We start from the raw sequence: 26067 nt of genomic DNA, 5'->3' as shown, positions 1-26067 counted from the left end.
ATCAGAAAGTAAGAATGTTAGATCGAGCCCTTTTCTTTATGTATCAAGCATTTCATCCTGACGAAACATGCAAATTTATTTACAAATATTAAGTACAAATAAAACCAATTCAACTGAAAATAAGCGGAGAAATTATATAAAGATTTCGGACGTTAATTAAGCTTCGATTCAGTGAAGTTATAAAATTATAAAAACCTACACCTTTAATACACCAGGCACGAGATTGGAAATCCCTTCCATGATTATTTGCAACACTTCATTTGCAACCTGATCTGATGATAGCTTATCAGCATCTTGAACCCAATGTGAAGCTGCCCCTAATATTGACCAACTCAAGACACGTGCAATCGTTTCAAAAGGTACTATCAAATTTGTAGGATCATGATTAACCACCTGTTTTATCCATGTTAGAAGAAGTTCATATAGTTCTTCTTTTGTCGCTCGTTCAATCAAAGGATCGACAACATCTTGTGGTTCACACTGACGGTATTCGTCTTCGTAATGCTCCAATACAGTCTGAATAAGTAAATGTAAAGTGCTTCCACTCCATTCGGATACAGGAGGGAGTTTGTTTTCAAGCAGACGTTTAAAATTATCTCTTATGAGCTCCTGTAATAACTCATATTTATCCGTAAAGTGGGCATAAAAAGTTCCGCGATTGATATTGGCCCGATCCGTAATATCCTGAATAGTCATCGCGATAAATCCTTTTTCCTTCATCACTTCGAGTGAGGCGTTTCGTATTAAGTTCCGCGTTTTCTGAACGCGCCGGTCCGTATTGTTCGGAGGCGTTGCCATAATAACTTCTCCCCATCTCCAATAATGCCTCTAAATTAACTCTCAAACCCCACAAATTCACAGAATTGTTCCTTATTCATCAATCCACAATTATTGCTTATTGTTTATGAGGTAGCCATTCATTTACTATTTTAATAAACGAGTATACTTTAAGCAACAAAGTTCGTTATCCACCAGATGCTTGTATACCAATTAATCCAATGTGGAGGGAGAGCGGTTCCATGAAGTATAAAACTTTAGGCAATACAGGTTTAGTTGTGTCAAAGCTTACTCTGGGCACGATGACGTTTGGCGAGGGTTCGAGTCACGGTTTTAACCATACTGTAGATCAAGAAAAAGCTCATACTTTAGTTTCTCACGCCCTTGATTCAGGTATTAACTTTTTCGATACATCAAACAATTATGGGAATGGCCTCTCTGAAGAATTTTTAGGACGTGCCCTTGGGTTAAGACGTAAAGATGTGGTACTTGCGACTAAACTTGGTTCTCGAACAAGTTCTGTTCTCACAGACGCTGGGTTGTCCTATCGAAATATAATTGCATCTACTGAAGCAAGCTTAAAACGTCTAGGCACTGATTATATTGATCTTTTGCAAATCCATGTCCCTGATCCGCTTACCCCTATTGAGGAGACAGTGCGGGCAATGGAAAACTTAGTCCAACGAGGACTTGTACGTTATGTTGGATATTCCAACCTAATGGAATGGCAGGCTGCTACTTACCTTGCCTTGCAGCGACAGTACAATTATGCTCCATTTGTCTCCGCACAAATGTACTATTCTCTTTTGGGTCGAGATATCGAGTATGGGGTTGTGCCTTTTTTACAACATGCTGGTTTAGGATTACTGGTCTGGAGTCCGCTTGCTGGAGGGTTCTTGAGTGGGAAATACACCCGAGAGAACTGCACTGGGAAAAACGGGCGACTAGATTCTTTCGATTATCTTTCTTTTTTATCCATAGATCGAGAAGTTGGCTTTAAGGTTGTAGATAAGCTGAAAGAAATATCAGCCGCTCATGAAGGTGCAACACCTGCTCAGGTTGCTATGGCTTGGCTTATGGCAAAGTCTTATGTGACCTCCGTTATCATTGGAGTAAGTAAGTTAGAGCAATTATCAGACAACATTTCTGCAGCTAAACTATTACTCAACGAAGAGGAGTTAAAAATACTTGATGAAACTACAATGCCGAAGCCGCTTTACCCCTACAAATGGCGAGCCAGCAATGGTGAAGCTATGGTACGAAGAATGCTTAATGAATAACGTGGAAGAGCACTTACACTGAGGCCAAGATTCAACAATGTAATGTGATATCGTTTTGCCAAAACAATAAAACCAGTCTAGCACTTATTTCAGTGTGTTTTGACTGGTTTTTTAATTTCGTCAGTTCATCTTTATTTCTATAGTGCCGCGTCAAACACGAAAGGGAGTGTCCTTGCCATATTACCTCTACCATCGAACCATTTGCCAGATTTAAAAACACGTCGCGAACGCAGAATTGAAATTCTCGGGGAGCGTCGCCGAATCAAGAAGATCCTGAAGAAGTTGCGGCCAGTTGCGTTCGATAACGACACCGTTACGGAATCCGGGAACTTCCAGTTCAAAACCAACCCCCTCAAAGGACTGGTTCGCCGCGGCCATCATTCAACTATCAGCTCAGGTCTTTGAGCATAAGCTCCCTTTTCTTCTTTCAACTATTTGATATTAAATAAATTCTTTAAATTTTTTAATACATTATCAACTAGCCACAAGGCTGCCGCTATAGCAAAAACCATGTATATTATAAAGCCATCATCCGACACTGTATCATCGGCCAGAGTAAATAAATACGCAACAATTCCTGCAAACATAAGATGTAAAGCAAAACACAATATGTAGTAATAAAACGCACCCTTTATTTTGTAAATAACCAGATCAGTAACAATTGAGCAGGGTGCACCGATTATTAGGCAGTAGAACGTAGAGTAACTAAAAATGAATATAAAGTTGGATACCTCGGGGTAGTCATAAGCAAAAAATAATATAAATAGAGCAACGATTAAAGAGCTGAATATACTCGCTATTATCTTCCTCCCAATACCCATTATTGTGATCATCTATACCCCCCTTTTCAAGTGCGAGATAACAAAATTGTCATAGATCTTTTCAACAAGATACAATGACTTCCTTCCGCACTCTTCTGCCCGTTACTTCAAAAGAAAAAGGAGCACCTGCCGCAGCACACTAATCCACGCTATCGTACCCGTTAGTTCAATAATTTAAGCGCTACTTCCTTCATCTTGAATCCCATATTTACTGAAACGGTGATACCATCCATATTTTGTAAATAGTTGCCGATCACGTGCCGAATGCAGCAGCCTTAATGCCTAGTGTCTTGAGAAATAAAGTATTAGACTGGATGTATTGAATCCGCGCTGTTTTTCGATTTGTAAAAACGTCAGTCTCCGAAAAATAAGTATTAGACTGACCCTAAAAACGAAATAGCAGCAGCCATGGACGAGAAAATAAAGTCCTAGACTGCTGCATTTTTATTGAACGTCATCCGTTAGAGTAATGAGATACCATGAGCGCAATCACACAACTAGGCCCAGCAGCGGACTTCCTTCAGCTTCGACACAGATAGAGCCGATGGGTTCAGTTGTTGAAGTAGTGTCCCTGTTCGAGATCCGGGATCAATGCGGGGTGCACTGGCCGCCATCCCAAGCGTTCCTGGGTCAGTGCGCTCGACATCGGGTTGTCGGACGACGTGAAGGTGCCGAGAAAGCCGAAGTGGGCTTCTGCCTCTTCACGGGAAATGCTGACCACTGGCAGGTTAAGGTGGCGACCGATGACGCCGGCGATGTCACGGAATGGCACACCTTCTTCGCCGACCCCGTGCAGCCGTGAGCCAGCCAGTGCGGATTCGACGGCGAGACGGTACAGGCGCGCCGCATCGAGGCGATGAACGGCCGGCCAGCGGTTGGACCCGTCGCCGATGTAGGCGGAGACGCCCTTGTCGCGAGCAATGTCGATCAGCATCGGGACGAAGCCATGATCGCCCGGGCCGTGCACGGACGGTGCGAGACGGACGACCGATGATCGCACCCCACGCTCTGCCAGTGCGATCACCGCGGTCTCCGCTGCGCCCCGGGGCACTGCGGCGTCAACCGCGACCTCCTCCGTCCCGAGAAGCCCCAGCGGGGTCGACCATGCGACTAACAATGTTCCCGAGGTGAACACGAACGGCTTGTCGGAGCCCTCAAGCGCCGCACCTAACGTCTCGACGGCGCGCAGGTCGGCTGCGACTGCGACTGCGAAGTCCGAGAAGTCGGTCTTGAAGCCCAGGTGAATGACGCCGTCTGCTGCAGCAGCGCCCTTATGCAGGCTGTCGAGGTCGTCGAGGGCACCACGGTGCACCTCGGCCCCGACTTCCGTCAGCGACTCGGCAGCCTTGTCTGAGCGGGCAAGGCCGACTACCTGATGCCCTGCATCGATGAGTTCGCGGACGACGGCGGAACCGATGAAGCCCGTCGCTCCTGTGACAAAAATACGCATAATGCAGTCCTCCTTAAGTTGTTGAGTAGTAGATCTACTTGAACTACCAGCGGTGCGCATAAACGATTAGCACCGCCGGCCCCAAGGCTAAACTCATTATAGTCTGCGTCTCATCCAGATCTTTGCCTGTTCCTCGTTACTTCTTGCCTAATCCTCCGGAAGACACCCTGACCTCTGACAGTTCATGGATTTATCTATATGTATGAACGTCCGATATGGCTGGTTTTCACGTGATAGAATGACAGCCCGCCAAGCCTTACGGCCGCGGGCTACGAAGGAAAAGTAAGGGGCTGTAAGCAACTCGGTCAGTAATGGCTGAAGTACTTCCTGCTATCCCATACAATTTGATCAGTCCAATATTTGCGTTTGTTGACGCAATCTAGCGACGTCTCTCCTTGGCGGGCTTCCGAAAAAGCGGCTGTAATCTCGGCTAAATTGAGAGGTGCTCACATACCCCACCAGCCCGCAAGCAGTGTTCGCATCCATGGAATTGGAAACCATCAGACGCCTCGCTTCATGAAGGCGCAGCGCTTTTTGGTATTGCAGCGGGCTCATTGAAGTGACTGCCTTAAAATGTTCGTGAAACGAGGACTCGCTCATATGTACCAGCTCGGCCAAGTCTGTAACCTTCATCTGCTGGGAGAAGTTGTCGCGGAGCCAAGCAATCGACTTCACAACCCGCTGCACGTCCGAATCCGCAAAACACATTTCAGCGACGTGAACGCCGATGGGGCTGCGCAGAACTCGTATCAAAATCTCATCCACCACGAGCGGGGCAAGCAATTCAGCGTCGCCGGGATTGGAGAGACACTCCACTAGCCTCGTCACAGCTTTGACCATGCCCAAGTCGGCGCTAATGACGTAACCCGCGCTCCAATTACGAACGGCAGGCAGGCCCAGGGGATACACTTTCAGTGCCAACTCAGCAATCCTTTGCGGGTCAAGGCTCAGCTTAACACTCAGGAATGGTTCGGAATGGCTGGCATGTGTGGTCTTCACAGCGATCGGTAGGGCAACGGGGAACATGAGCATATGCGACCGGCCGAACTGATAGACCTCCTGCCCCACCGTGACGACCTTTTCCCCTTGTGCAACGACTAATAGAGAGGGTGAGTCGAAGGTTTTCACGTAGTCAATGTTTACTCGTGAATAGCGACTGACGTGCAAACCGGGGATGCGCTGGCTAAAGGTGCCGTCATGTGGAGTATAGGTGTGGATCAGGCGTGCCAGACGGGCCGTTTCTGCATCAAGCGATCCCTCGGCGTTACTCGACGTAGTTGTAACCGCATGTTCATCTAACATCTTCATCGTTTCCAAAGCAACTCCTTTTTATTTAGAGGGGATCCAATAATTCCGACCAGTCTGATAGGTTCTGACCAATGGGTCTGGTATTGCGCGACCATCCTCGGGGGGAGGGGTTGGTTCTGTATTATCTGAGTCCTCGTCCGTTGGTAACTATTCGCTTCGGCTCCCTGGAGATGGCGACATGGTGGGCATGTAGTAAATAATTATGGACGAGGTCATTTATAGATGTACTCTCTGTACTCTAATGATATCATGTGAAGTTCGTCTAATCTTGAATTTTTCCATTGACCTCTTCTGCCCGTAAAGCTACCGGCAGCGGCCTGTCTACATCTTTTTTTCACGGTCTAATACTTTATTTCCAGTCTAATACTTTATTTTCATTGAACACCAAGCCTACTCCAGCTCCCATCTGATCTCAAGGTGGAGGCTATTTGACGCTTACTTTTAAAACAAGTAACTGTGCAGGTCACCAATGCCATGAACTAATAAACCATCTCCCATCCACAACGGGAAAATCCTTCGGTCATACCCAGCTATTCAATTACTGCTTGTTCACACAAGGTCCTCACAGCTGAATGTAAGCTTTCAAAATGATAGTCTGGCTTCGCGCCATGAGGTATATTGTTGCCTAGAAACACGGTCCGGACATGAGCATTTTTCCCGGCTTGAATATCTGTTTCCCTATCGCCTACCATGAAACACTGAGACCTGTCGATCCCATATTTTATAATGAGCTCATTTAACATCCCTGGTTTCGGTTTGCGGCAAGAGCAGCCAGCATGAGGCTTATGTGTACAGGTTCGTATCTCGCGAATAGTCCCCCCTCCCTCCTTGATAACTGTCAGCATGTGATTATTGATTTCCTCCAATGCTTCCCTTGTCATGTATCCAAGCCCCACTCCACCTTGATTCGATGCCACAAACACTTGGAACCCCTTTTGATTCAATTCTGCGATGGCGTCCGTCACGCCAGCAAGTAGCACAAAATCTTTTTTGCTATTAATATTTCCCGCTTTATTAATTACACCATCTCGATCCAGAATGAAGGCCTTCATCAAATCAGCTCCAATTTTGTTTTGGACATCTCCTGCAAATGAACTGCTCTGATGCCTAATACCTTTCGAAATTTTCTAATTCTCATAATCCTGAGAAACCTCCATATAAACGGATAAGCCTATGGAGACCCCAGTAATATAAGATAAATACGAAGGATCTAACGGGAGTGTACAAGGTGAAACAAATGATAAGAAACCGGCACCGTGCGCCAGCCATAACGTAGGATTTACAGCATCCAAATAAGTGCTAGTGATAACGGCCGTCTCCTGAATCATGGTTACCTGACGAGTTTCCATCCTGATTCCCTCCTTCCTCCGATTCGGTATTCTGCATCGGATCAAGCACATTGGATTGCTGTTCATGGTTGGGCTGCGAGTTCTCCCCTACCCGGGTCGGATCAGGAGAATGGAGCATCGCGGGCCTCAGCTTCATCGACCAGATCGGAGCACGCGTAACCAAATCCTTGAAGCCTTGCATATCAACCGGAACTGCCGGGCTCATATACGGAATACCAAAGGACTTCAGGGAAAGCATATGATTCCCGATCACGATCAAGCCGATCACGACTCCATACAGACCAAACATACCGGCCATGAGGATGAGCGGAAAGCGGAGCATACGCAGCGCGAAAGCAGAATTATAGGCGGGCGTCGCGAACGATCCGATTGTCGTGAGCGCGATGACGACAACGGTAATCGGGCTTGCGAATCCGGCAGCAACCGCCGCTTGACCTACGACCAACACACCTACGATGGATAATGCGCCTCCGACCTGCAGCGGCAGCCGAACGGTTGCTTCCCGCAGCACCTCCATCGACACCTCGACAATAAGCACCTCAAAAAAAGACGGGAACGGCACTCCTGCTCTCCCCCCCGCCACGGCTACGGCGAACTCCGTCGGGATCAGTTCCGGATTAAAGGAGATGATGGCTACGTACAAGGCCGGAAAAATCAGGGAGAACATCAAGGCAATGACACGCACCACCCTGATGAAGCTGCCCTGCAGAAAACGCGATGTATAATCCTCGGTTACCTGGTAGAACTGGTTGAACACCGCCGGCACGATAAGCGCGAAGGGTGTTCCGTCCACCAGAATGGAGACCCTGCCTTCCAGCAGATTGGCAACGACTTTATCCGGCTTCTCTGTATTTTGCACTTGTGGAAAAGGAGACAGATAATTGTCTTCGATGAACTGCTCCAAATAGCCGGCATCCATAATGCCGTCGATATCGATATTGGATAATCGCTTTTCCACTTCCTGAACTAGTTCCGGATTCGCAATCCCGTCCAAATAGGTAATCGCCACATCGGTTTTGGTTATCCGTCCAAGCGTAATGACCTTCACCCTCAAATCAGGGGTTATCAGCCGGTACCGGATCAAGCCCAGGTTGTCGGCCAGATGTTCGATGAAGCCTTCACGGGGGCCTTGAATCACCTGTTCGGTCGGCGGCTGCTCAATCGCTCTCTTGCCAAAATCCTGGCAGCCCATAATGAGCACTTCATCCAGACCGTCTATGGCGAGGACCGTCCATCCTCTCGATATGCCGTTCACCAGTTCGCTCATCTTGGAGGTCGTCTTGATTGGACTGTAAGGCAGTGTCTGCCGCTTAATCATTTCTGAGAGCTGTTTCGGGGTTTTGCGTTCCTCCTCTGGCGTCTCCACAATCCTCATCAAAGGCCGCAGCACGTCCTCATTGATTTGCGCTTTGTCGGTCAAACTGAAGTAATAGAACAGAACCGCCGGATAATGGCCGTGAATATCAAATTCACGGATAATGAAGTCATCGCTGTCCTTAAGCAATTCCTGCAAGAAAAGAACTGTTTCATCAATTGACCGATGAGTTGGCTCATCTCCCAGCTGCTCCATAATCTTGTTGGGCGGTTCTATTTTCCTTCGTGACTGATCAGACCTCTGGATATGATTTGATTTTTGCTTGGATTTATTAATCATGGATCTCCAGACGGACATATCCATTCCTCCTCACAAGCCTGAATGAACAGTTGCTTTTCCTTTATTCTTCTTCGTAATAGGCTTCCAAGTATTTCATCCAATTATGTATGAGGACGAGTAACCACGCTCCTGATTCTGGTGGTCAGTTTCGTCAATCAGGCTGCAGCAGTAAAAACAACCGAATTGCACCAAGCTGCAAACGGAGATCTACAAGAAAAGACGGCGTCACTTGCGTTTATTGATCAAAACTATGCAGAAAGATATGCAAAGCCAACCCCTACTCCATTGCCTCTGTAAATGTAAAAAAAACATTTGCTGATTAAGGCAAATGCTTTTTTTAACTCGGGCGCTAACTCATTAATCTTCAGCAGCCGCAAGCTGTTCAGGCAAAGATGGCCATCCATAAAGTAAGCCATTCTGGTATAATTTGCGTCAATGCTAGGAGCTTTTATTAGCATCGAGAGAGATGTTCTGCTTGATAATCCAAAACGAACTCCCCCGTGCCCAGTTAGCTCAATCAACTCTCTCTTTTTGAGCCCTTTGGGGTTCTCTGAATGAACCGAACATACCTGTAAAAAAGCCCGATTAACCCGATAGTAAATCCATATCCAGAAAAACGTTCAAAAGCTAAAAAAATACTCCGAACAGTGTTGTATGAACACCTAAAAGTTGAACTTGAAGAGCAACTATGGGCTGTTAGCCGCGGCCATCATTCAACTATCAGATCTTTAGCATTTGAGGGGAAATTGGTACAGTCAATACTTTCGTCTTAAACCCATTTCTTTCAATAATTTGAGATTAAATAATTTTAAGACATTGTCCACTAGCCATAAACCTACCGCTGCCGCAAAAACCCCAAATACAAAAATGCCGTATTTAAGAGTATCATCAGCAATAATATACAAATAAACAACAATTCCTGCAAAAATAAGGTGTAGAGTTACAAGTTCGATATAAGCCGATATCTTTTGGATATTACGTGCTTCTATACTATGTTCATGGAGATACTCCTTATCTTGTGAATATTTAAGGACTCTGCGTGTTCGGACAGTAGAAATAATGAAAGAATCACTGAACTTATTAAACTAGCTATGATCTTCCTCCCTTTTTGGTACGAAAATAACGTGTGATCCAGCTTCAGCGAACAAAACAACCTACTCTTTGACCGCTGTAGTAATGCCATTTGTCGGTGCTCACGTAATCGTAGGTGTCGACGAGATTAAATTTCTTATCGGTGTAAAGGGAGACGTTAAGACCATTAGTTACAAGCACGTTGAGGATCATAAGTTACCGCCACCTTTCAGTATACTTTTCCCCCATAGTTAACCTGCCCGTCAACGGACAACGGCAGCTGATCTGATGACCGGCTGCCGTAATATGCATTGAGCTATAGTACCCGATAGTTTAATCATCTATTGAAAACATGTAGAATAATTTACTGGAGAGTATGGAGAATCTCCGTTTCGAGCTTTGATTCATCTTCATTCCAATGTCCGTATATCTCTATTAGCGGAAGGACAAGGTGTTCTCCTACAGCTTTTACAGTTGATTTCATGCTCTTATAAGTTTTGTCTAATTCACTATAGGATCCGATGTGTTTACAATAAGCATATTTTTGAAAAGTAATATCCCTCTTTTCCAATAATGAATCTTCATTCGGCGGAGAGGTCAACTCTATTCCAGCAAACATGTTATGACCATTATCATAAACTACGTGGTTAATTCCTGTATGAGAGAGTCCATTGTTACGCACTTCCTTCCAAACCTTATCCAGCAACTCGAAAATTGTTTCACTGTATACCTTGTTTTGATCATGAGTTTTAGAAAAACCGAACAATGTAAACATTTTTCTTTGATTAATAATAACTGGTTCCATTATTATCATCCTCATTCCGTCCATTTTGGTAACGCTTACATATATCTTTCTTCATACTGCTTCTTTTTTCCTTCTAGTATAGAAGATATACTGCGTTATTTTGCCCGTTACTTCAACGAAAAAGAAACAGTTTTCAAGCAAAACAGGGCTTGCGCCCTGTTTTCGTGAAAGGTGGTCTATGATTTGTGTTTGCGGAAAAGGAACATCAGGCGCCTGTGAACTCGTACTACAGCGTAGGTGTATTCAAAGCTGTCTGAATATTCTGCAGGTCAAACCGCAATTGCTCCTGCACGTTCCAGGGATGGTACCACTCACGCTCCAGCATGTAGGTCAAGATTCGCTCATGGATATCAATGGCATCCTCCAATTGCTTCGTGAGTATCGCCTTGATTTCCGGTGTTCCGGCTTCCGTTACCGCCATTGCGTAGTTCCTCACTCCGCTTTTCGCATTGATCAAAAAGTCCATCGCAATGACCTGGTCGGTCAGGGTGTTCATACCGGTTAAATGCTCTAGAAGAGTGTTCATACCTTCACCTCCTGATCGGCAGCTTGCGTGAGAATCGCCCCTAGCTCCTGCAGCTGGCGGGTCGAGATCTCAACATCCTGCTGTAAAATATCCTTCAAAGCCGCATCCGAAATTAATCCTTGCATCGTCTTGGCCTTGGTCAAGCATATGGTTTTGAACGCGGCCATTTCGTGAACCTCGAGCGTTTCATGCAGGGCATACATCGTTAGAATTCCTCCTATATCGTAAAATTACGGCTTGAGCAATACTTTGATGCAATTGTCTTGTCTCGTGTCAAAAATGTCATAGCCTCGTTTGGCATCGCTTAACGGGATGACATGCGTCACAACGTCGCCTGGATCTATCTTGCCTTTATCGATCAGGTCATACATATAAGACATATAGTGAATGACAGGCGCTTGTCCTGTACGAATATTGACGTTCCGCTGGAAAATGTCACCCAACGGGAAAGCATTGTATCGCCCACCGTACACGCCTGTTACCTGAATCGTGCCGCCTTTGCGTACGGCCTGCGAGGCAATAACAAAACCGCCCATCGCCCCGCCTTGCAATTTTAGGCCGGCTGCCAGGGATTCAAGCGGAGACATCTTGCCGCTCATTCCCGAGCAGTCGATCACGATATCCGCACCTCCCTTGGTCATTTCCTTTAGGTGGTTGCCGATATTCTCCTCCGACTCTGCGTTGACGATCTCTACCTTGTTCGTCCGTTTGGCGTGCTGCAGACGGTAATCGAGGTAATCCACCGCTATTACACGCTTTGCCCCTTTGAACCAGGCAAACTTCTGCGTCAATAGACCAACCGGCCCACAGCCGATGACAATGACCGTGTCCCCTTCCTTCACACCGGCGTTATCGACGCTCCAGAACGCCGTTGTCATGGCATCCGCGATGAGACACAGCTTCTCGTCGGGATGCTCGCAGTTTTCCGGAATTTTGAAATGCGTAAAGTTCGCAAATGGCACACGCAGATACTCGGCTTGTCCGCCCGGATAGCCGCCGGTTGTGCCGGAATATCCGAAATACCCTCCCATATCCCCATGCTCATTCGACTGGTCACACTGGCTTTCCAAGTGATTTTTGCAATAAAAGCATTCCCCACAGGCGATGTTGAACGGGATGATCACACGGTCGCCTTTTTTCAAATTGGTCACGCCGGGACCGACCTCTTCAACGATACCCATCGGCTCGTGTCCAATGACATAATCCTCTTCCAGATTCGGAATCATTCCATGAATCAGGTGCAAATCGGAACCGCATATGGCTGTGGTCGTCAGTCTGATAATCGCGTCATCCGCCTTCTGAATCTTCGGATCTGGGACTTCCTTCACGACAACATTCTTGATGCCTTGGTACGTAACTGCCTTCATGCCTTATTTCCTCCTATGTGCTCGTCCGGCGTGCGATCGAACATGCCTTTGCGTGTTGTATCATCAGGAAACAGCTTCAGCTTGCTGATTTCCACCGTATTATTAGCTGACAGCTGATCCAATTGGTATTGCTTCTTGAGTTCATAGGGGTGAAACCATTTCTTGCGAACCATTAGGTCCGTAATTTCCTGATGAAGCGCAATGCCTTGATGAAGCTGAGTGCGCAAAAGTGCCCTGACATCGGGTGAAACAGCCTCGGTCAACGCTGTGGCGGTGTTTCGAACCCCCTCCTTAGCGCGGATAAGGAAGTCCATGGCAAATGTCATATCGGCCATTTCGGGCATATTCAGCGAGTTAGCGGGATCAACATAATCCATCTTAATCGGATCTGCCTGATTCAATGTCATTAGTGTCACCTCAATTCAAAATGGGAGTCGGCCGGAATTCTGGGACAGGGGCATGGAAGGGAGCTTTGGTATACACAGCTTGCAGATCAGCAATGGCTTGCATGCTCTGCTGTACATCCTTCTGCATCAAATCTTTCAGCTCCTGGTCGAACACCAGGCCCTGCATTAATTTGGACTTGGCCAGACAGAGAGTTTTGAAATTGAGTGCCTCATGAACCTCAAGGGATTCATGGGCGGCTAACGATTCCTGCTGGTTGATCATTTACCCACCTTCTTCTAAAATATTTGAACAGAGATATCTTTTCCTCCGGAAATTGAACCTATTCAATCTTAAACAGACCAGCGGAGGATAAACAAACCAGGCTTGTAGCATATTAAAAGTGACAATTAATATGGCTAAGGTGGTGAATTTCCTTGTTTGATGCCAGCTCCATGCTAACCATGGACAATCTCAAGGCTCTTCTTGAAGGCATGAGCGATGCCCAATTTGACGAGCATGAGTTCAACAAAAACCGGAAGACGACCCTGGTTTATATTAAGACGTTAATCGATACTGAGCGATTAAACGAAGCCATCGTTGAACCCTTAAATATCGATCCACATGAGACGCTAGAAGAAGGACCTGCTGTATCAAAAATGATTATTACCTCCTTGCAGGAGGCAGAGGACAAGCTTGTTACCGGATATGTTCTTATCGTCAATATGCCTGAGAATCAGTGGCTGGCAGTGCAGTTGGAGAACCCGCTTAGCCGCGCCATAGAACAATCCGTCACGGAAACGATTATTTATGGAGCTAAGGATAGTTTTGACGAGCAATTGGAACACAATATCACACTGATCCGAAGGCGTCTGCCTCTTGCCGCACTCAAAACGGAGAAATTTATCGTCAGTTCGTTAACTAAAACGGAAGTTGTCCTTATGTATATCAAAGGGCTGACAAATCCCGAGTTTATCTCCATAGCCAGAGAAAAAATTAAAGCGATCGATTATGACATGTTTCTTGATTCATCACAGATCGCCGCTTTTATAGAAGACCATAAATATACTGTATTTCCTCAATTTCTGGAAACAGACCGGCCGGATCAGTGTGTTTATTCCCTGGGGCTCGGCAAGCTCGTTATTCTGGTAGGCAATACACCTTACGCATTAATTGCTCCGATCACCTTCTTCCACCTCTTTCAATCGCCGGAGGATTATTTTCTTCGCTGGAACGTTGCCAGTTTTTTTCGTGTTATCCGATATCTCAGTTTCTTCCTGTCGATATTCTTAATTCCTTTATATGTGGCGTTATCCACCCATCACTACGAAATGATTCCGCTGCAAATTCTGTATGTATTGATGGAATCTCGCAGCAAATTGCCATTTACTCCTTTCTGGGAAGCGTTTATGATGCTAATCACCCTGGAAATCATTAAGGAAGCCAGTTTGAGAATGCCGACCAAATCGGGGCAAATCCTGGGAGTAATTGGCGGTATCGTTATTGGTCAAGCTGCAGTGGTAGCGGGTTTTGTCAGTAAAGTCCTCATCGTTCTGGTCGGTATTTCAGCTATCGCTTCTTACTTGGTGCCCAACTACCTGATGACCAAGTCCAGCACTTTGATTCAATTTCTATTTCTTGTGATGGCTTCTTCCATGGGAATATACGGCTTGATACTTGGCTTTGCCTGCCTGCTGGCTCATTTGAATGGACTTTCCTCCTTGAAAGAGCCTTTTTTTGCTCCTGTTTCCCCTTTTTACGGAAAAGAGTGGGCGGATCTGTTTGTTCGGGCGCCGCTGAGCTGGATGAAGGACCGGCCAGCATCGCTGCACCCTTTACAGAAATGGCGAACAAGCCGGAAGAGGTGACTTTCATGAATCCTGTCGCATTATTCGAGAAAAAGCATACTTACGGCGGCGTCTATGCCTTTTTGCTGATCAACCGCATTCAAATTCTATATTATCCTTTAATCATGCCTACCTATTTGGTCCACCCTTATATGATATGGGGGATAATTGGGGTTGGCCTTATTTCACAGTTTAATTTAATCCTCTTGTCAAAATGGTTTTCTTCAGGGCATTCCGGTTCCGGTTATGAAGGGCTGGTCAATTTTTTTGGAATGGGCAGGCTTCGGCTGTTTGCTGTAATTGGCCTGTTCCTGCTTGTTATTAAGCTGTCGGTCATCACCCTCGGTTATGTTGAAATTTTGGATAAATTTATTTTTCCCTCCATGAATGCCATTTGGTTAACTTTATCCCTGCTTTTGGTTGGCTTCTACATTGCCTCATATGGTATAGATAAAACAATCCGGTTTATTGTTGTCATTTTCTTAGGCTCAGTCTGGGTCATTATGGTTTACGTCCCTTTCCTTTTGCCACCTTTTGCACATCTTTATGATATATATCCTCTGTTTCCCGTTGAAGGTATAGATTCTCCATGGAAAACCCTATTGTTTATATGGGCTGCCTTTTCCGGTCCGGAGTATCTGGTTTGCCTTTCCCCATGGCTGAAGCCGAAATCCAGGATGATCAAATCGTTCAGCTTGGCGAATACCCTCACCATTATTGAATATTTAATCCTGTTTATCAGTTCATTATTTTATTTCGGCTCGGCCCATCTTGATAAAGTCAGTTATCCCATCCTGAACATGATTCGTTATCTTCAATATCCCGTGCTTGAACGAATAGATATGCTATTTATTACCCTTCACATGTTCAACTTTTTGTTTTTTATCTCGCTGTTCTTGCTATTGATTTATGGAGCAGGAAGGATTTCTTTAGGAATCCATCTCAGGCCAACCAGCCGTATGGGGTTCATCTTGTGCTCCTTGGCTTTATATGCATGGATGATTGTGGCATACAAATGGATTTGGCGTACGGAATCTTCATTGAATATCATGGTAGTCGTCGAAATTTGTTCCAGCGCCTTCAGCTATTTGATTGTTCCCTCCTTACTCCTCATTGCCATAAAACTAAAAAAAGGACGCTTACCTTCATGAGAATCACCAAACGGACATACCTATGGATCTTGTTTGGCGGCTGCATATGGATTAGCGGCTGCTCCCCCTTTGTCGATAAGAATACGGTTGAAGAAATCTCTCCGACTATTTTATGGTCCATTGACGAGGGAAACGGGAAAAAGCTCAAAATCAGCACAGTGGTGCCTCCTTTACTTAATGAGAAGAAAAAACTGTTATCCATCCAGGTGGATCTGTTTAAGCAAGGCGAAAAGAATTTCAATTTGAACTTTTACCGGGAATTAAAGCTTGGACAGCTCCGTATGCTGTTTATGAACGAGAATTATGTAAGGCATAACGGAACCAAGGCGCTCCAAACCTTTCTCATCGATCCCGATATTTCCCCGCGAATCTTCCCTGTCATAGTACGGGGAAGATTTGACGAATATTTGAATGATCAATTGGCCGAACAGGATAATTTGGAATATTTTCTTTATCGCATGTTCAAGCACTATGAGACACATCTTCAAGGAGAGATGACCATTGTCAATCTTCATAATTATCTGAAACGTCGCTATTCCCCCTCGCCGTATCCGGTTCTCCCGGTCTTCAAGGCGAATCCTTCAAATTTCACCTACGATGGGACGGCATTGTTACATGGCGATACGCTCATGGGAACAATCCAAAATGAAGAGGATGAAATCTTCCAGCTTATCGATAACGATCATTACCTCAAGCAGTTTCCTATGCCTAAGCTCTTCTTGAGTCTTGGAAATGTCCGGGCTGAAACCCGTATGAAAATTAGCCGCGATTACTCGTCTCTGTCGCTGCAAGTCAAGCTTGAGGCCAAGCTTGACGAGTATCAAAAGGAGAACAATCTGTTCGAACACGATGGATTAAGTGATCTGGAGGTTGAGATTGAATCCTATTTAAATAAAAATACCTTGAACCTTCTAAACAAAATGCAGCGGTGGAAAGTAGATCCCTTACAGGTAGGTACACATACGATTACCCCATTCAAAAAAGCGATGACCAGTGGACGATGGGAAGACTACTGGGAGCATATGAAGATTAATGTGGATTATCAAGTTGTCATCCGCCCTTTGACCCGTGTAAGCGAATAAGACCTTTCCAGAATCTGTCGGTCGACGATTTCGCCGCAGGTCCGTTGGCGACGGTGCCAGTTATAGCGCTGGCTCGATCAGACTCAATAAGGACCGCCACATTCGCTAATTCTGCGAGCAGTAGCAGTCACTTTAGCAGCGTTTTCTCAAACGCAAGGACAAAACTACGCTCTAACGGGAATGAACAATTCAACAATTTCGTGGTTATTTTTACCTCTCTATTCTGCCTTATAGACGGTGAAGAGTATTTTGAAAAACTTCGCTAGCCGTACGATGAAACGAAAAAGGTTGAGGTTGAAATTATGTAAGCCCTCATCTGATGACAAAGACCTTTTTACCTCTAATGGATTTCTTTAAGGACGCTGCGGGACAATTCGTAATATGAGGTCCACCAGAAAGATCTGGTGACCTCATATTACGAACGGGCACGATAACTTAATAAAAGACATTTGACGAAGGAACTGCCGCGGCAGTAGGTTTAATTCCATTTACGCGTGGTAATAACTAATTATGAAAAACAAAATCTAAGGGGGTTGCTAAATGCTTTGGAGCATCTTTGTTCTTCTACTCATCCTATGGGTGTTGGGCTTTTCTTTTCATATCGCAGGTGGATTAATCCACATTCTCCTTGTATTAGCTTTGATTTCACTAATCTATAATTTAGTTACCGGTAGGAGAAGCCGTTAGCCTAGGAGTAGATCATTTTCCAACATTTAACTGCCTTTCACCGAATCAGTGCAGTTCATGTGCTTGTCCTCAATCGGAAAAGGCTATAGGTTCTTATCCAAATTAATAAGAACGTATAGCCTTAAAATGAAAAATCCGCCGAATGTGCGGATCCAAATCGATGTTGTCTTCCTAATGGTCGGGTGGTTTATTTATCCTTTGACCCCCTGGCACGGATTCGTACGTTTCTAATGACCGTCGACGTCATAGGCGGCGGGACGCATTCGATTTCAAATAATGCTCGCGGCCCGCTAAATAGCCCGTTACTTTAATGAACAAAAAAGGACCGAAGCTAGCTCCTACATTATCGCGCTACGTTTGCTTTATAATACCTATTTTCTCCAGCCCCGTGAATAGGAGCTTTTGGCAGTCCAGTGGTGCTGGTTCGAAGAGGAATGAAAAAAGAAGGACCATAATGCTCCTCCCTTGTTGAGCTTTCGAGTCAGTGAGCTAAATAAATGATATATACCTATTGACGTTATAGTTGTGATGATTCATATTCCTTCACACGCCGGTAAAATGTCCGATGTTTCATATCTAAGGTCTTCATAGCCGAAACAGCCGTTATCCCCCCGCCCTTCCATTCCCTATATACCTGAATAAAGTTAGAGTCGATCTCTTGCCTGGGCCTACCAAACTTTACTCCATCCGCCTTGGCAACTACTATCCCTTCGGCTTGACGCTGCCGATTCTTTTTACGCTCCTGCTCGGCCACATACGCCAGCAAGCTTAAAAATTGATCCTCCATCACTTTCCCAAAGTCGCCCATCGTCCGAAACTTCCGCGAATCAAACAACGTTTGATTATCCAAGCAGACAATATCTGCGCTCACTTCCCGCGTAATGTACTTCCATTCGGCTATAATCCCGTCATAATCACGGCCCAGCCGGTCGAGTGCGTCGATATAAATTAAGTCGCCTTCTCGAATCATCAATCGCTCCCGAGAATAATCGAGACGTTTCTGGTTGCTTACTAATATTGTTCAGGTTCTAACTTTCATCTAATGGTTCCAACTTTAATGTAAACGGACACAGGTGAGGGAAAAAGTTGGATTGTTAAGCTTTCCGCCTGCTCCGTGATATAGGTTGATTGGAAGGATACGACATTGTGTTTCTCAATCGGATTTCCAACGAATCTCTGCAATGACTGGATAATGATCCGATACGGCAGAAGGTTGTACCTCGGCTAAGGCATGTTCTGTCGGCATGTTTACAAAGATATGGTCGATTTCTCTGCCATTCTCTATGGTTGGGAGTTTATTTTGTAACACGATTTTTTGCCAATGGGTGTTCATTCGTTTCATCAAAGGTTCATCCATTTCCATATTAAAGTCCCCAGTCATGATCGCTGGCCGTTCCAGCTTGTTTAAAACTTGCAAAAGAATCGGGACCTGCTTTACCCGTTCTTTTGTTTCTACCCCCAAATGGGTATTTAGTATGATGACAGTCTCCTCTCCTATTTGCAGTCTCGCCGTTAGGATACTCCTTCGCTCTATGGACCCACCAATATACTGAATTCTTTTTGCAATTATCGGATAGCGGCTCAGAATGGCGTTTCCGTATTGGACAATGAGGAGGTTTACACTGGGAGAGAAGCAGGAATACATCCCGAGCTCTTTAGCTAGCCTGTTTAACTGATCTTGAAAGCCGCTACGAGGTGAAAAACGGTCAACCCCTTGCAGGGAAACAACATCCGGTTGCGCTTTTGCAATCTCTTTTGCTATGCGGCGCAAACTGGTTTGCCCATCCATGCCCTTTCCGTGTCGAATACCATAGGTCATCACTCTCAAGTTTATACTGGCTCCTATCGGATTCACCGCTTTCTGCATATTTTCACGAAACAACCGGCTCACTGCCGACCTATATTATACGTAACAATAGTATTGATCAAGCAGTTGCAGTATTTACGATTTTTAAAATTTATATGCGCATTATGCTCAGACTCTTCATTCGTTTCCGTAAAGGATTTGCTCGGTGTTAGGGTAAATTGAAATCCAACACAGGCTTGAATCGTTATAGCGGCCGCGCATGAATGCCTGTATTCCGTCGGTCAAACGTGGAGCGTTTCGGTGCATAAACGAGGGATGAGAAATTGTTAATGCCCTTAATGTGATGCTGATTCGAGGGGAATGGGACTATCGTGATCCGTTAATTCCAATGGACCCGTTATCAACTTTCACCTCCATGATTCGGACAATGTTCCTGTCACCTGACAAGACTTCATTAGCAATGGCCATCCTTTTCAGGATGGCCATATCGTTGTAGAACATTCTATTCTTACAATACAACTTATTCTGCCTCGACCTTGTCAAAATAATGTGCGCTTTCCACCATTGGTGTGCAGTCGGAATGGTCCCCGCTCAACGTGATCTCGAAGATGAAATCCTTTTCCAACACGAATGGCTTCACCATCCTCCAATCGATTCGCCCTTGGCCAAGCGGCAGCGAATCGTGCTTTTGCCCCATGCTGTCGACCAGATGATAGTATTGCGCGTAAGGCGAGGTTCGCTCAAGTACCTCACGCAGCCGCTCATTGTCTCCGCCGAACGAAATGAACGTATGGCTTACATCGACATTCAACGAAAGTTCCAGAGGTACGATTAAATTGTCTATGAGATACGGGTTGCGGCCATAGGAGAACAGTCCTTCGGTTGAATCTTCCCAGACAAAAACTTCCTGCGAGTACGACATGACTTTATGGATCTCCTCACGCAGAAGAAAAGTTCGTTCCCTGGTTACATTTCTACTGCTGGCTGAATGGACGTAATGTGCGTGCACAATACATTTGGCACGTTCTTCCATGCAAATGCGCGCAAGCAATTCGCAAGATTCGTGGTAAAATTGGCGAATGTGCGGGTTTTCGCTCAAGATGTCCAAATATTCGCCTCGGTAGTTGGGCGGATGGTGTAAATAGGGTTTAACCCCGCGATCATGGAGTTGGCGGATGCGGTTCCGAATGAGATCGGGATCTTGCAGGTCGCGATCGCTCAGATAGAACTCGATGATATCCGGGTTGTATCTGAGTCGGTTATCTAGGTTACTCTGCTCGAGATTTCCTTTCAAGCGCATGAACTTCATTTTGCATCACCTCAGCCTCCATCCTATCATAACCGTGTAAGAAGAATATTAACTAGTCGTCTTGGTTTGTGAGGATAGCGCCTCTAAATGTGATTTTCCTCTCCATTAAAGGCCCGATGCCCCTGCTCTTTCCGGATGTAACGGTGGTGGACGAACTAATTCAACAGATGCGGCATGCGGTTCGCAGCGAAGGGCTGATCGAAGAAATGAGGAATTCGATAGTCATTGAGACCAGTTAATACCTGATGACACAATCGTTTAAGACAAGCCTCTTCCCAATGCATTTTGGACCCATAATCCCTTTTAGTCTAGATAAGTTCAATGATTTGTTCATGCTAATTTTACGATTTGTCATTATTAGGTTAATGAAGTTCGAACACTCCACCTGTAGACTTAAAGCTGTCAACCGAGCAGAGGAGCCGCGAATGAACGATAGAGGTAGGCTAGCGGACTATGATGAACAAATACGAGGAAATCACCAAACCCATCTTAGATGAGAGCGATCAGAACTTGTTTGCCGGGAAGGACAAGCTGCCGTCCGAGAAGACGCTGGCAGCTCGATTCGGGGTGAGCCGCGAGACGATCCGCAAAGCCCTCGAGAACTTGATCGATTTGGGGAAAATTTATAACGTCAAAGGCTCAGGCTATTATTTGCGGCGAAACGGGCTGCACATGGCGAGCACGTTAAATAAATTTTCCAGCACTACGGCTTTGATTCGGAACGCAAACTTTTCCGAAGGCGAGAACGAAGTTCATCTCTTGACAGCCAATGGAGAATTCATCGTCTACTCGCGAAATGTGCTGCCTCAGAGCATTGTCGGGAAAGACTTCGCGGAACAGTACAACCCCGGATCGCTTTGGAAGCATTGGAAGATGACGTGCTGCCTTACCGTCTAAAGCAAAGCGACCCTCCGCTCCTGAAATTTATTCAGGTGCACTACGATGACAAGGCTAACGCGGTATACATTTCTTATGTATTCATGAGAAATGACCTAATCCGGCTTTATGTCCGCAGAACTTAACTGCAACAAGGTACACATAACAAAATGGAGGTGCAGGATATGGATTCGAATCCCTTCTTCCGACGGACCATCGAGGAAATTTATTCTGATTTTTTAGATGTGAATGGAAGGGTTATGATGGCGGCCCATCGAGGCCATTGGAGACCAGCAGCGGAAAATTCTCTCCGCTCGATCGAGCTCGCCATCGATATCGACATGGATATCGTTGAGCTCGACATCCGGAAAACGAAAGACGGCGCGCTCGTGCTCATGCACGACGATACCGTGGACCGAATGACCGACGGTTCCGGCAAAATCGCAGACCTTACGCTGGAGGAAATTCGCTCTCTGCGTCTGAGGCAGGGCGATGGCGGACCCGAGGCACCTTTTACCGACGAGTTGGTCCCAACGCTGCACGAAGCCATGCTGGTAGCCAAGAATCGAATTTTGGTCAATCTGGACAAGTGCTGGCCGATTCGCGAAGATGTTTACCGGGTTCTGGTCGAAACCGGAACCGTCAGAGAAGGGATCTTCAAGAGCGAAGAAGCGGATCTGGACGAAGTCGAGATCTTTTTGAACGGTAAAGCCGAGCGCCCAGCATTTATTCAGAAAATCCAGGACTTCCGGATTCCGGCAGAAAGCGAGGCGGAATTCGAGGCATTGTTCCACAACACCGTCGGAATGGAAAAACTCAAAGCGTTGCTGAGCGACAAGGTCAATCGCGAAGCCTTTCTTCGGAAAGTGCCTCCAGCCAATGTACATTTGCTCGATCAAGTGGATGAACTCTCCGAGAGAATTCGACCACAAGCAATCGAAATCAACTTCCTGTTCGATCGCAGCCCGCTTGCCCGTCCGGCAATGTTGGAGAAGCTCAAGGCCCATCGACTCAGGGTTTGGGTCAACACGATGTTCGCCTGGGATTGCGGCGGGCATACGGACGAAGTGTCGCTGTCGAATCCCGAGGAGGGTTGGCAATGGCACTTAAATAACGGAGCCAATATGATTTTGACGGACCGTCCGGAACAACTAGTTCAATATCTGAACGCAAGGAAGTAAACGCTTAAAGAGCAAAAGACGGTTTTTATTAAGAAAGCCTACATTTAAGCTGCCTGCGGTAACGCTGCGAATCGAGGAATATCCTGCATCATCTTGCCTTTATCAAAATTCATGTCCCTTTTTCAATATACCGAACAAGATTCGAATGAGCTTATTGCATAAGGTGATGCGGGATTGCATTTTTCAACGGATTATCCTGCCGTTTGGTGTAATACTCATGCAACGCTTTAAAGGCTGTGTTTTTAGCAACCAACGGCATCATCACACAGAAGAGGTTTCGTCCGGCACGGAGACAAGCTCATGCGGCAGTAGATAAAGGCTTAGCATCTGAAGAGCAGACTTGCACTCGCAATCCTTAATTACCGTAAGGAACTTGGGAAAGTACCGATCTAGTCCATTATGAACATGTCCTCGTACGACACACAGCCAAGTCCCTCTTCCACATGCAAAATAACAAGTGCACGTTTCGCGATTTGTTCCGGGGGTATGATACCGCCGCTCCAATTGCTCCAGGGCTTTCTTTTGAGCTCACTCAGTTCGATGCAACGTAGTTTCGTTCTTTTTAAATGGTAAGTCCTCCTTGTCTGGAGTACTTTACCATTATTTACCCAAATGATGCCCCATTATCTTTTTGGATCGATCTTTTGAGCTTGGTTGTACTAGGGTCTCACCAAGCGCTCGCTTATTTCGTTCTTCCATACTTTCTCCCGTACCTTACTATCGTCCGATAAAGGCTTTTGTCAGTAAGTGACTTCAGTGCGTTGAAATTTGGCCGGGTGTTCACCTCCAGAATCCACATCCGCCCATTCCGATCGAGAGCCACGTCAAGACCGAGCTCCTTGAAACGAACGCTATGACGGTCGAAGCAGCGGGCCGTTTGCCTGCCTATCGTCTTCAACCACCGTTCATAATGATCAATCTGAGTTGAGGTGTAACCTGATCGGTGCAACGTCTGCTCCAAAAGCGCAAGCTTGCCGCCTTGGTGATAGTTCGTGACGACTTTGTTCCGCTTACCAAGCTTGACGAACATGACGGTAGGCACCCATTTACCTCTTCCTGTCTTTTGCATCGTCATCCGCAAGTCGAATGGTCTGCCACGGGAAGCTTGCAAGTAAATGCCCTTCTGGAGCAGGTAGCTCCTGCCGCGAGCAATTTTTTTCAATTGGTCGAAGAGGGAACTGGCGGAGGATACCTCAAACGTTCTCGCGTCTTTCTTGACTCGGAACTTCCGGGATGATGTTCGCACAATGCGTGCTATTCCGCTGCCACCCGTCCCGTTTGTCGGTTTGAAATACACCATCTTGTAACGACTGGTCATCTCCTTAAGCGATGAACGAGTAAACTGCTTCGTTTCGGGAACGAATCGTCTCAATCTACGGTCCGAAAGTAACCATTTTGTCTTTGTCCATTTATTTTTGACCGACAAGCTGCCACTGCCTTTTCTAAGCATCTCATCATCTCCTTCGCATCTCTCGGAATAGATTACTTTCCTTCTCAGAGATACGTCACGGCGGATACCCTGGTATCACTAGAACCTGGTGGTTTTTTCGGGAGCAACTCGTTATAAATTATCGACTAAGTTACGCTCACCGACTCCAACAAGCTGCCGTAGCCGTTGCAGAGAACTAACAGGGTTCGTACGGGCTGTAGGTTATACTATTGAGAAGAAGCAGTCGGAAACCGTATTGATCGCTTAGCTTGTACTGAATAGGCACTAATTAAGATGTCAAGCCTTTCAATGATGCGTTCATCATTCTCGAATTGTCACCCCATCCGTAACCGCCTTAACTTGCTCCGCGCTGAGTCCTTCCAGCAGTTTTTTCAATCCTTCTATTTATATCATCCTCACTTTTTGTCCCGGTTGTGTCCTGTCATTGTTAAAGGCCCCAGCAGTCTCAGCCTGAGCCCAAATTCCCAAACATTACGATTTTCAGACAAAACAAAAGCACCGCTCAGTTACTTCCCCAACTAGATGTTCTGGCTGCTGAGAATTCTTCTCCATATTTCTCCCCCCATTTATCGATTCCTGTCCATGTAGGATTTTAATTTTTCATATAGCGGAACAATTTCAACCGGTGCGCGTATCATTGCCAAACTCAACCCAATGGCTGCATTACAACCCGACCTCCTACCCGTTGCAATTGATCCAAGTTTCTCGCATTTCCCCGTCATCGTCGCCGTATTCTTCTCTAGTAGTGGCAGCCATCCCAACTTCCTCTCTGTATTTGCACGCAAAAAAGCCACGGAAAATAGAAAAAAACATACTTGTCGTAAGTTTAATCCATTCTCCGTGGCAGTTATATGCTCAAATTTGATTGTTGTCCGTTTCCGGATGCTCCTTCACGTACCGAAAATAAGACGGCTGTGAAAATTTTTGTTCTTCGTAATTGTACTTATATTAGCATGATTATCCAACCCGCTTCAAGTGAAATGGACGAAAAGAAAGGGCCGGTGGGATTCCATCGGCCCTTTCTTACAGGGAAAACGCGTCTGTGCCTATTGGCATGAGTCACTCAGCGCTTATCCCACCTCACGCGTCACATTATTTCCAGCAAACGATGGTCTCGCCGGATAACGCATCCGACAGCGGACCACACAAGAACATGACGATATTGGACATATCCTCCGGCTGGGCGATCTGCTGTAAGCGCGAGCGGTCCTCTTGGCCAGTAACAGTACGGGTAGCGAGGAATCGAGCCGTATATGTCGGCGCTGGGGAAATACAATTGACGTTGACGTCGAACGGGCGAAGCTGCTCTGCTAAGCTGCGGGTGTATTGGGAAATGCCCATCTTCGCCGCGGCGTAAATAATGCCTTCCCGCACCGGGATGTGCCCGGCGACCGAACCCACATTGACGATTTTACCGGAACGGCGCTCGCGCATATGCAGGCCAGCGAACTTACATGCATACATCGTTGACAGCAGATTGCGTTCTACGACCGAGCGGATGTCTTCCACAGAGATATCGAGCGCGTCGTTCGGGTCCGGGCGCGGCGTATGCAGGCCAATATCGCCGCCGGCGTTATTGATTAAAATATCGAGCGATCCGAGCTCCTCAATCGATTGCTCTATCAACGCCTTCACCTGCTCCGAATCGGACAGCTCCGCCGCGAGGAAACGGCTCTTAACGCCGTATTGCGCAGCAATCTCCGCCGCCACGGCGCTGCCCGATACCGCCTCGTTAAAGCGAGCGGCGGCTTCCTCATTTACATCATGAATAATCACGTTAGCGCCTGCACGAGCTAAGTCAATCGCGTATTGCTTACCAAGGCCTCTGCTGGAACCGGTTACAAGAGCATTTTTACCACGTAAGTCCATTGTCGCCATCGGAATC

At 46.2% G+C, this 26067-nt stretch carries 25 protein-coding genes and 2 pseudogenes; 9 read left to right on the top strand and 18 right to left on the bottom strand.

The features are described from left to right. Window positions 1-195 precede the first annotated feature (195 nt). Complete coding sequence (locus tag AC0YOB_RS25340; RefSeq protein WP_475795126.1) at window positions 196-798, bottom strand: TetR/AcrR family transcriptional regulator; 603 nt, start codon at window positions 796-798, stop codon at window positions 196-198. Window positions 799-1019: 221 nt separating this feature from the next. On the opposite strand from AC0YOB_RS25340, the gene AC0YOB_RS25335 reads away from it, so the two are divergent. After that, window positions 1020-2057 carry an aldo/keto reductase gene (locus AC0YOB_RS25335; protein WP_475795125.1) on the top strand — a complete coding sequence of 346 codons (1038 nt, stop codon included), beginning with the start codon at window positions 1020-1022 and terminating at the stop codon, window positions 2055-2057. Between the two features lie 177 nt (window positions 2058-2234). Then, a pseudogene (locus AC0YOB_RS25330) lies at window positions 2235-2396 on the top strand (IS1380 family transposase); the annotation flags it as partial. Window positions 2397-2488: 92 nt separating this feature from the next. Here the strand turns inward: AC0YOB_RS25330 and AC0YOB_RS25325 are convergent. The 5 genes from AC0YOB_RS25325 to AC0YOB_RS25305 form a co-directional block, all read right to left on the bottom strand. Continuing rightward, entirely contained in the window at window positions 2489-2890 is a 402-nt protein-coding gene (locus tag AC0YOB_RS25325; RefSeq protein ID WP_475795124.1) for a hypothetical protein, read from the bottom strand. Between the two features lie 538 nt (window positions 2891-3428). Then, complete coding sequence (locus tag AC0YOB_RS25320; protein WP_475795123.1) at window positions 3429-4328, bottom strand: SDR family oxidoreductase; 900 nt, start codon at window positions 4326-4328, stop codon at window positions 3429-3431. Window positions 4329-4676: 348 nt separating this feature from the next. Beyond that, the gene (locus tag AC0YOB_RS25315; RefSeq protein ID WP_475795122.1) at window positions 4677-5636 is read right to left on the bottom strand and encodes an AraC family transcriptional regulator; all 960 of its coding nucleotides are present in this window, start codon (window positions 5634-5636) and stop codon (window positions 4677-4679) included. 530 nt (window positions 5637-6166) lie between these two features. Further along, window positions 6167-6688, bottom strand: coding sequence for a D-glycero-alpha-D-manno-heptose-1,7-bisphosphate 7-phosphatase (locus AC0YOB_RS25310; protein WP_475795121.1), 522 nt, complete (start codon window positions 6686-6688; stop codon window positions 6167-6169). A 247-nt stretch (window positions 6689-6935) separates the two neighbouring features. Next, the gene (locus tag AC0YOB_RS25305) at window positions 6936-8657 is read right to left on the bottom strand and encodes a spore germination protein (RefSeq protein ID WP_475795120.1); all 1722 of its coding nucleotides are present in this window, start codon (window positions 8655-8657) and stop codon (window positions 6936-6938) included. Window positions 8658-9758: 1101 nt separating this feature from the next. Between AC0YOB_RS25305 and AC0YOB_RS25300 the strand changes: the two genes are divergently transcribed. Further along, window positions 9759-9965 (top strand): DUF3888 domain-containing protein, encoded by a 207-nt coding sequence (locus AC0YOB_RS25300; RefSeq protein ID WP_475795170.1) that lies wholly within the window; start codon window positions 9759-9761, stop codon window positions 9963-9965. Between the two features lie 109 nt (window positions 9966-10074). On the opposite strand, the gene AC0YOB_RS25295 is transcribed toward AC0YOB_RS25300, so the two are convergent. The 6 genes from AC0YOB_RS25295 to AC0YOB_RS25270 all read right to left on the bottom strand — a co-directional run bounded on the left by AC0YOB_RS25295 (window position 10075) and on the right by AC0YOB_RS25270 (window position 13077). Further along, a complete protein-coding gene (locus AC0YOB_RS25295; protein WP_475795119.1) occupies window positions 10075-10515 on the bottom strand; it encodes a GyrI-like domain-containing protein in 441 nt (146 codons plus the stop codon). A 226-nt stretch (window positions 10516-10741) separates the two neighbouring features. Beyond that, the gene (locus AC0YOB_RS25290; RefSeq protein ID WP_475795118.1) at window positions 10742-11041 is read right to left on the bottom strand and encodes a spore coat protein; all 300 of its coding nucleotides are present in this window, start codon (window positions 11039-11041) and stop codon (window positions 10742-10744) included. Further along, on the bottom strand, window positions 11038-11244 hold the full coding sequence (locus AC0YOB_RS25285; RefSeq protein WP_475772867.1) for a hypothetical protein: 207 nt from the start codon (window positions 11242-11244) through the stop codon (window positions 11038-11040). The genes AC0YOB_RS25290 and AC0YOB_RS25285 overlap by 4 nt, the downstream gene beginning before the upstream one ends. Window positions 11245-11271: 27 nt before the next feature. Further along, complete coding sequence (locus AC0YOB_RS25280) at window positions 11272-12408, bottom strand: zinc-dependent alcohol dehydrogenase (RefSeq protein WP_475795117.1); 1137 nt, start codon at window positions 12406-12408, stop codon at window positions 11272-11274. Continuing rightward, a complete protein-coding gene (locus tag AC0YOB_RS25275; RefSeq protein ID WP_475795169.1) occupies window positions 12405-12785 on the bottom strand; it encodes a spore coat protein in 381 nt (126 codons plus the stop codon). Before AC0YOB_RS25275 ends, AC0YOB_RS25280 begins: the two co-directional genes overlap by 4 nt. A gap of 40 nt (window positions 12786-12825) precedes the next feature. Continuing rightward, window positions 12826-13077 (bottom strand): spore gernimation protein GerQ, encoded by a 252-nt coding sequence (locus AC0YOB_RS25270; protein ID WP_475795116.1) that lies wholly within the window; start codon window positions 13075-13077, stop codon window positions 12826-12828. A gap of 170 nt (window positions 13078-13247) precedes the next feature. Between AC0YOB_RS25270 and AC0YOB_RS25265 the strand changes: the two genes are divergently transcribed. The 4 genes from AC0YOB_RS25265 to AC0YOB_RS25250 all read left to right on the top strand — a co-directional run bounded on the left by AC0YOB_RS25265 (window position 13248) and on the right by AC0YOB_RS25250 (window position 17559). Next, window positions 13248-14660: a spore germination protein gene (locus tag AC0YOB_RS25265; protein WP_475795168.1), complete on the top strand. Its 1413-nt coding sequence runs from the start codon at window positions 13248-13250 to the stop codon at window positions 14658-14660. A gap of 5 nt (window positions 14661-14665) precedes the next feature. Beyond that, on the top strand, window positions 14666-15790 hold the full coding sequence (locus tag AC0YOB_RS25260; RefSeq protein WP_475795115.1) for a GerAB/ArcD/ProY family transporter: 1125 nt from the start codon (window positions 14666-14668) through the stop codon (window positions 15788-15790). Continuing rightward, window positions 15787-16872, top strand: coding sequence for a Ger(x)C family spore germination protein (locus tag AC0YOB_RS25255; protein ID WP_475795114.1), 1086 nt, complete (start codon window positions 15787-15789; stop codon window positions 16870-16872). The genes AC0YOB_RS25260 and AC0YOB_RS25255 overlap by 4 nt, the downstream gene beginning before the upstream one ends. Window positions 16873-17412: 540 nt before the next feature. Continuing rightward, the gene (locus AC0YOB_RS25250; protein WP_475795113.1) at window positions 17413-17559 is read left to right on the top strand and encodes a lmo0937 family membrane protein; all 147 of its coding nucleotides are present in this window, start codon (window positions 17413-17415) and stop codon (window positions 17557-17559) included. Window positions 17560-18076: 517 nt separating this feature from the next. On the opposite strand, the gene AC0YOB_RS25245 is transcribed toward AC0YOB_RS25250, so the two are convergent. The 3 genes from AC0YOB_RS25245 to AC0YOB_RS25235 form a co-directional block, all read right to left on the bottom strand. Further along, window positions 18077-18577, bottom strand: a complete 501-nt coding sequence (locus AC0YOB_RS25245; RefSeq protein WP_475795167.1) for a recombinase family protein — start codon at window positions 18575-18577, stop codon at window positions 18077-18079. A 135-nt stretch (window positions 18578-18712) separates the two neighbouring features. Further along, entirely contained in the window at window positions 18713-19378 is a 666-nt protein-coding gene (locus AC0YOB_RS25240) for an endonuclease/exonuclease/phosphatase family protein (RefSeq protein WP_475795166.1), read from the bottom strand. 508 nt (window positions 19379-19886) lie between these two features. Next, a complete protein-coding gene (locus tag AC0YOB_RS25235; RefSeq protein WP_475795165.1) occupies window positions 19887-20666 on the bottom strand; it encodes a TIM barrel protein in 780 nt (259 codons plus the stop codon). Window positions 20667-21128: 462 nt separating this feature from the next. Here AC0YOB_RS25235 and AC0YOB_RS25230 point away from each other — a divergent pair, with 462 nt between their 5' ends. Both AC0YOB_RS25230 and AC0YOB_RS25225 read left to right on the top strand, forming a co-directional pair. Then, the gene (locus AC0YOB_RS25230) at window positions 21129-21572 is read left to right on the top strand and encodes a GntR family transcriptional regulator (RefSeq protein ID WP_475795112.1); all 444 of its coding nucleotides are present in this window, start codon (window positions 21129-21131) and stop codon (window positions 21570-21572) included. A gap of 164 nt (window positions 21573-21736) precedes the next feature. Then, on the top strand, window positions 21737-22732 hold the full coding sequence (locus AC0YOB_RS25225; protein WP_475795111.1) for a glycerophosphodiester phosphodiesterase family protein: 996 nt from the start codon (window positions 21737-21739) through the stop codon (window positions 22730-22732). Window positions 22733-22776: 44 nt separating this feature from the next. On the opposite strand, the pseudogene AC0YOB_RS25220 reads toward AC0YOB_RS25225, so the two are convergent. The 3 genes and pseudogenes from AC0YOB_RS25220 to AC0YOB_RS25210 form a co-directional block, all read right to left on the bottom strand. Continuing rightward, window positions 22777-23006: pseudogene (locus AC0YOB_RS25220) on the bottom strand (IS110 family transposase); the annotation flags it as partial. Between the two features lie 408 nt (window positions 23007-23414). Next, entirely contained in the window at window positions 23415-24182 is a 768-nt protein-coding gene (locus AC0YOB_RS25215; protein WP_475795110.1) for a YheC/YheD family protein, read from the bottom strand. Between the two features lie 1092 nt (window positions 24183-25274). Continuing rightward, window positions 25275-26060 carry an SDR family NAD(P)-dependent oxidoreductase gene (locus tag AC0YOB_RS25210; RefSeq protein WP_475795109.1) on the bottom strand — a complete coding sequence of 262 codons (786 nt, stop codon included), beginning with the start codon at window positions 26058-26060 and terminating at the stop codon, window positions 25275-25277. Between the last annotated feature and the right edge of the window lie 7 nt (window positions 26061-26067).

It is taken from the genome of Paenibacillus sp. JT31N17, from assembly GCF_056269255.1.
This window is presented reverse-complemented; position numbering and strand designations above follow the sequence as displayed.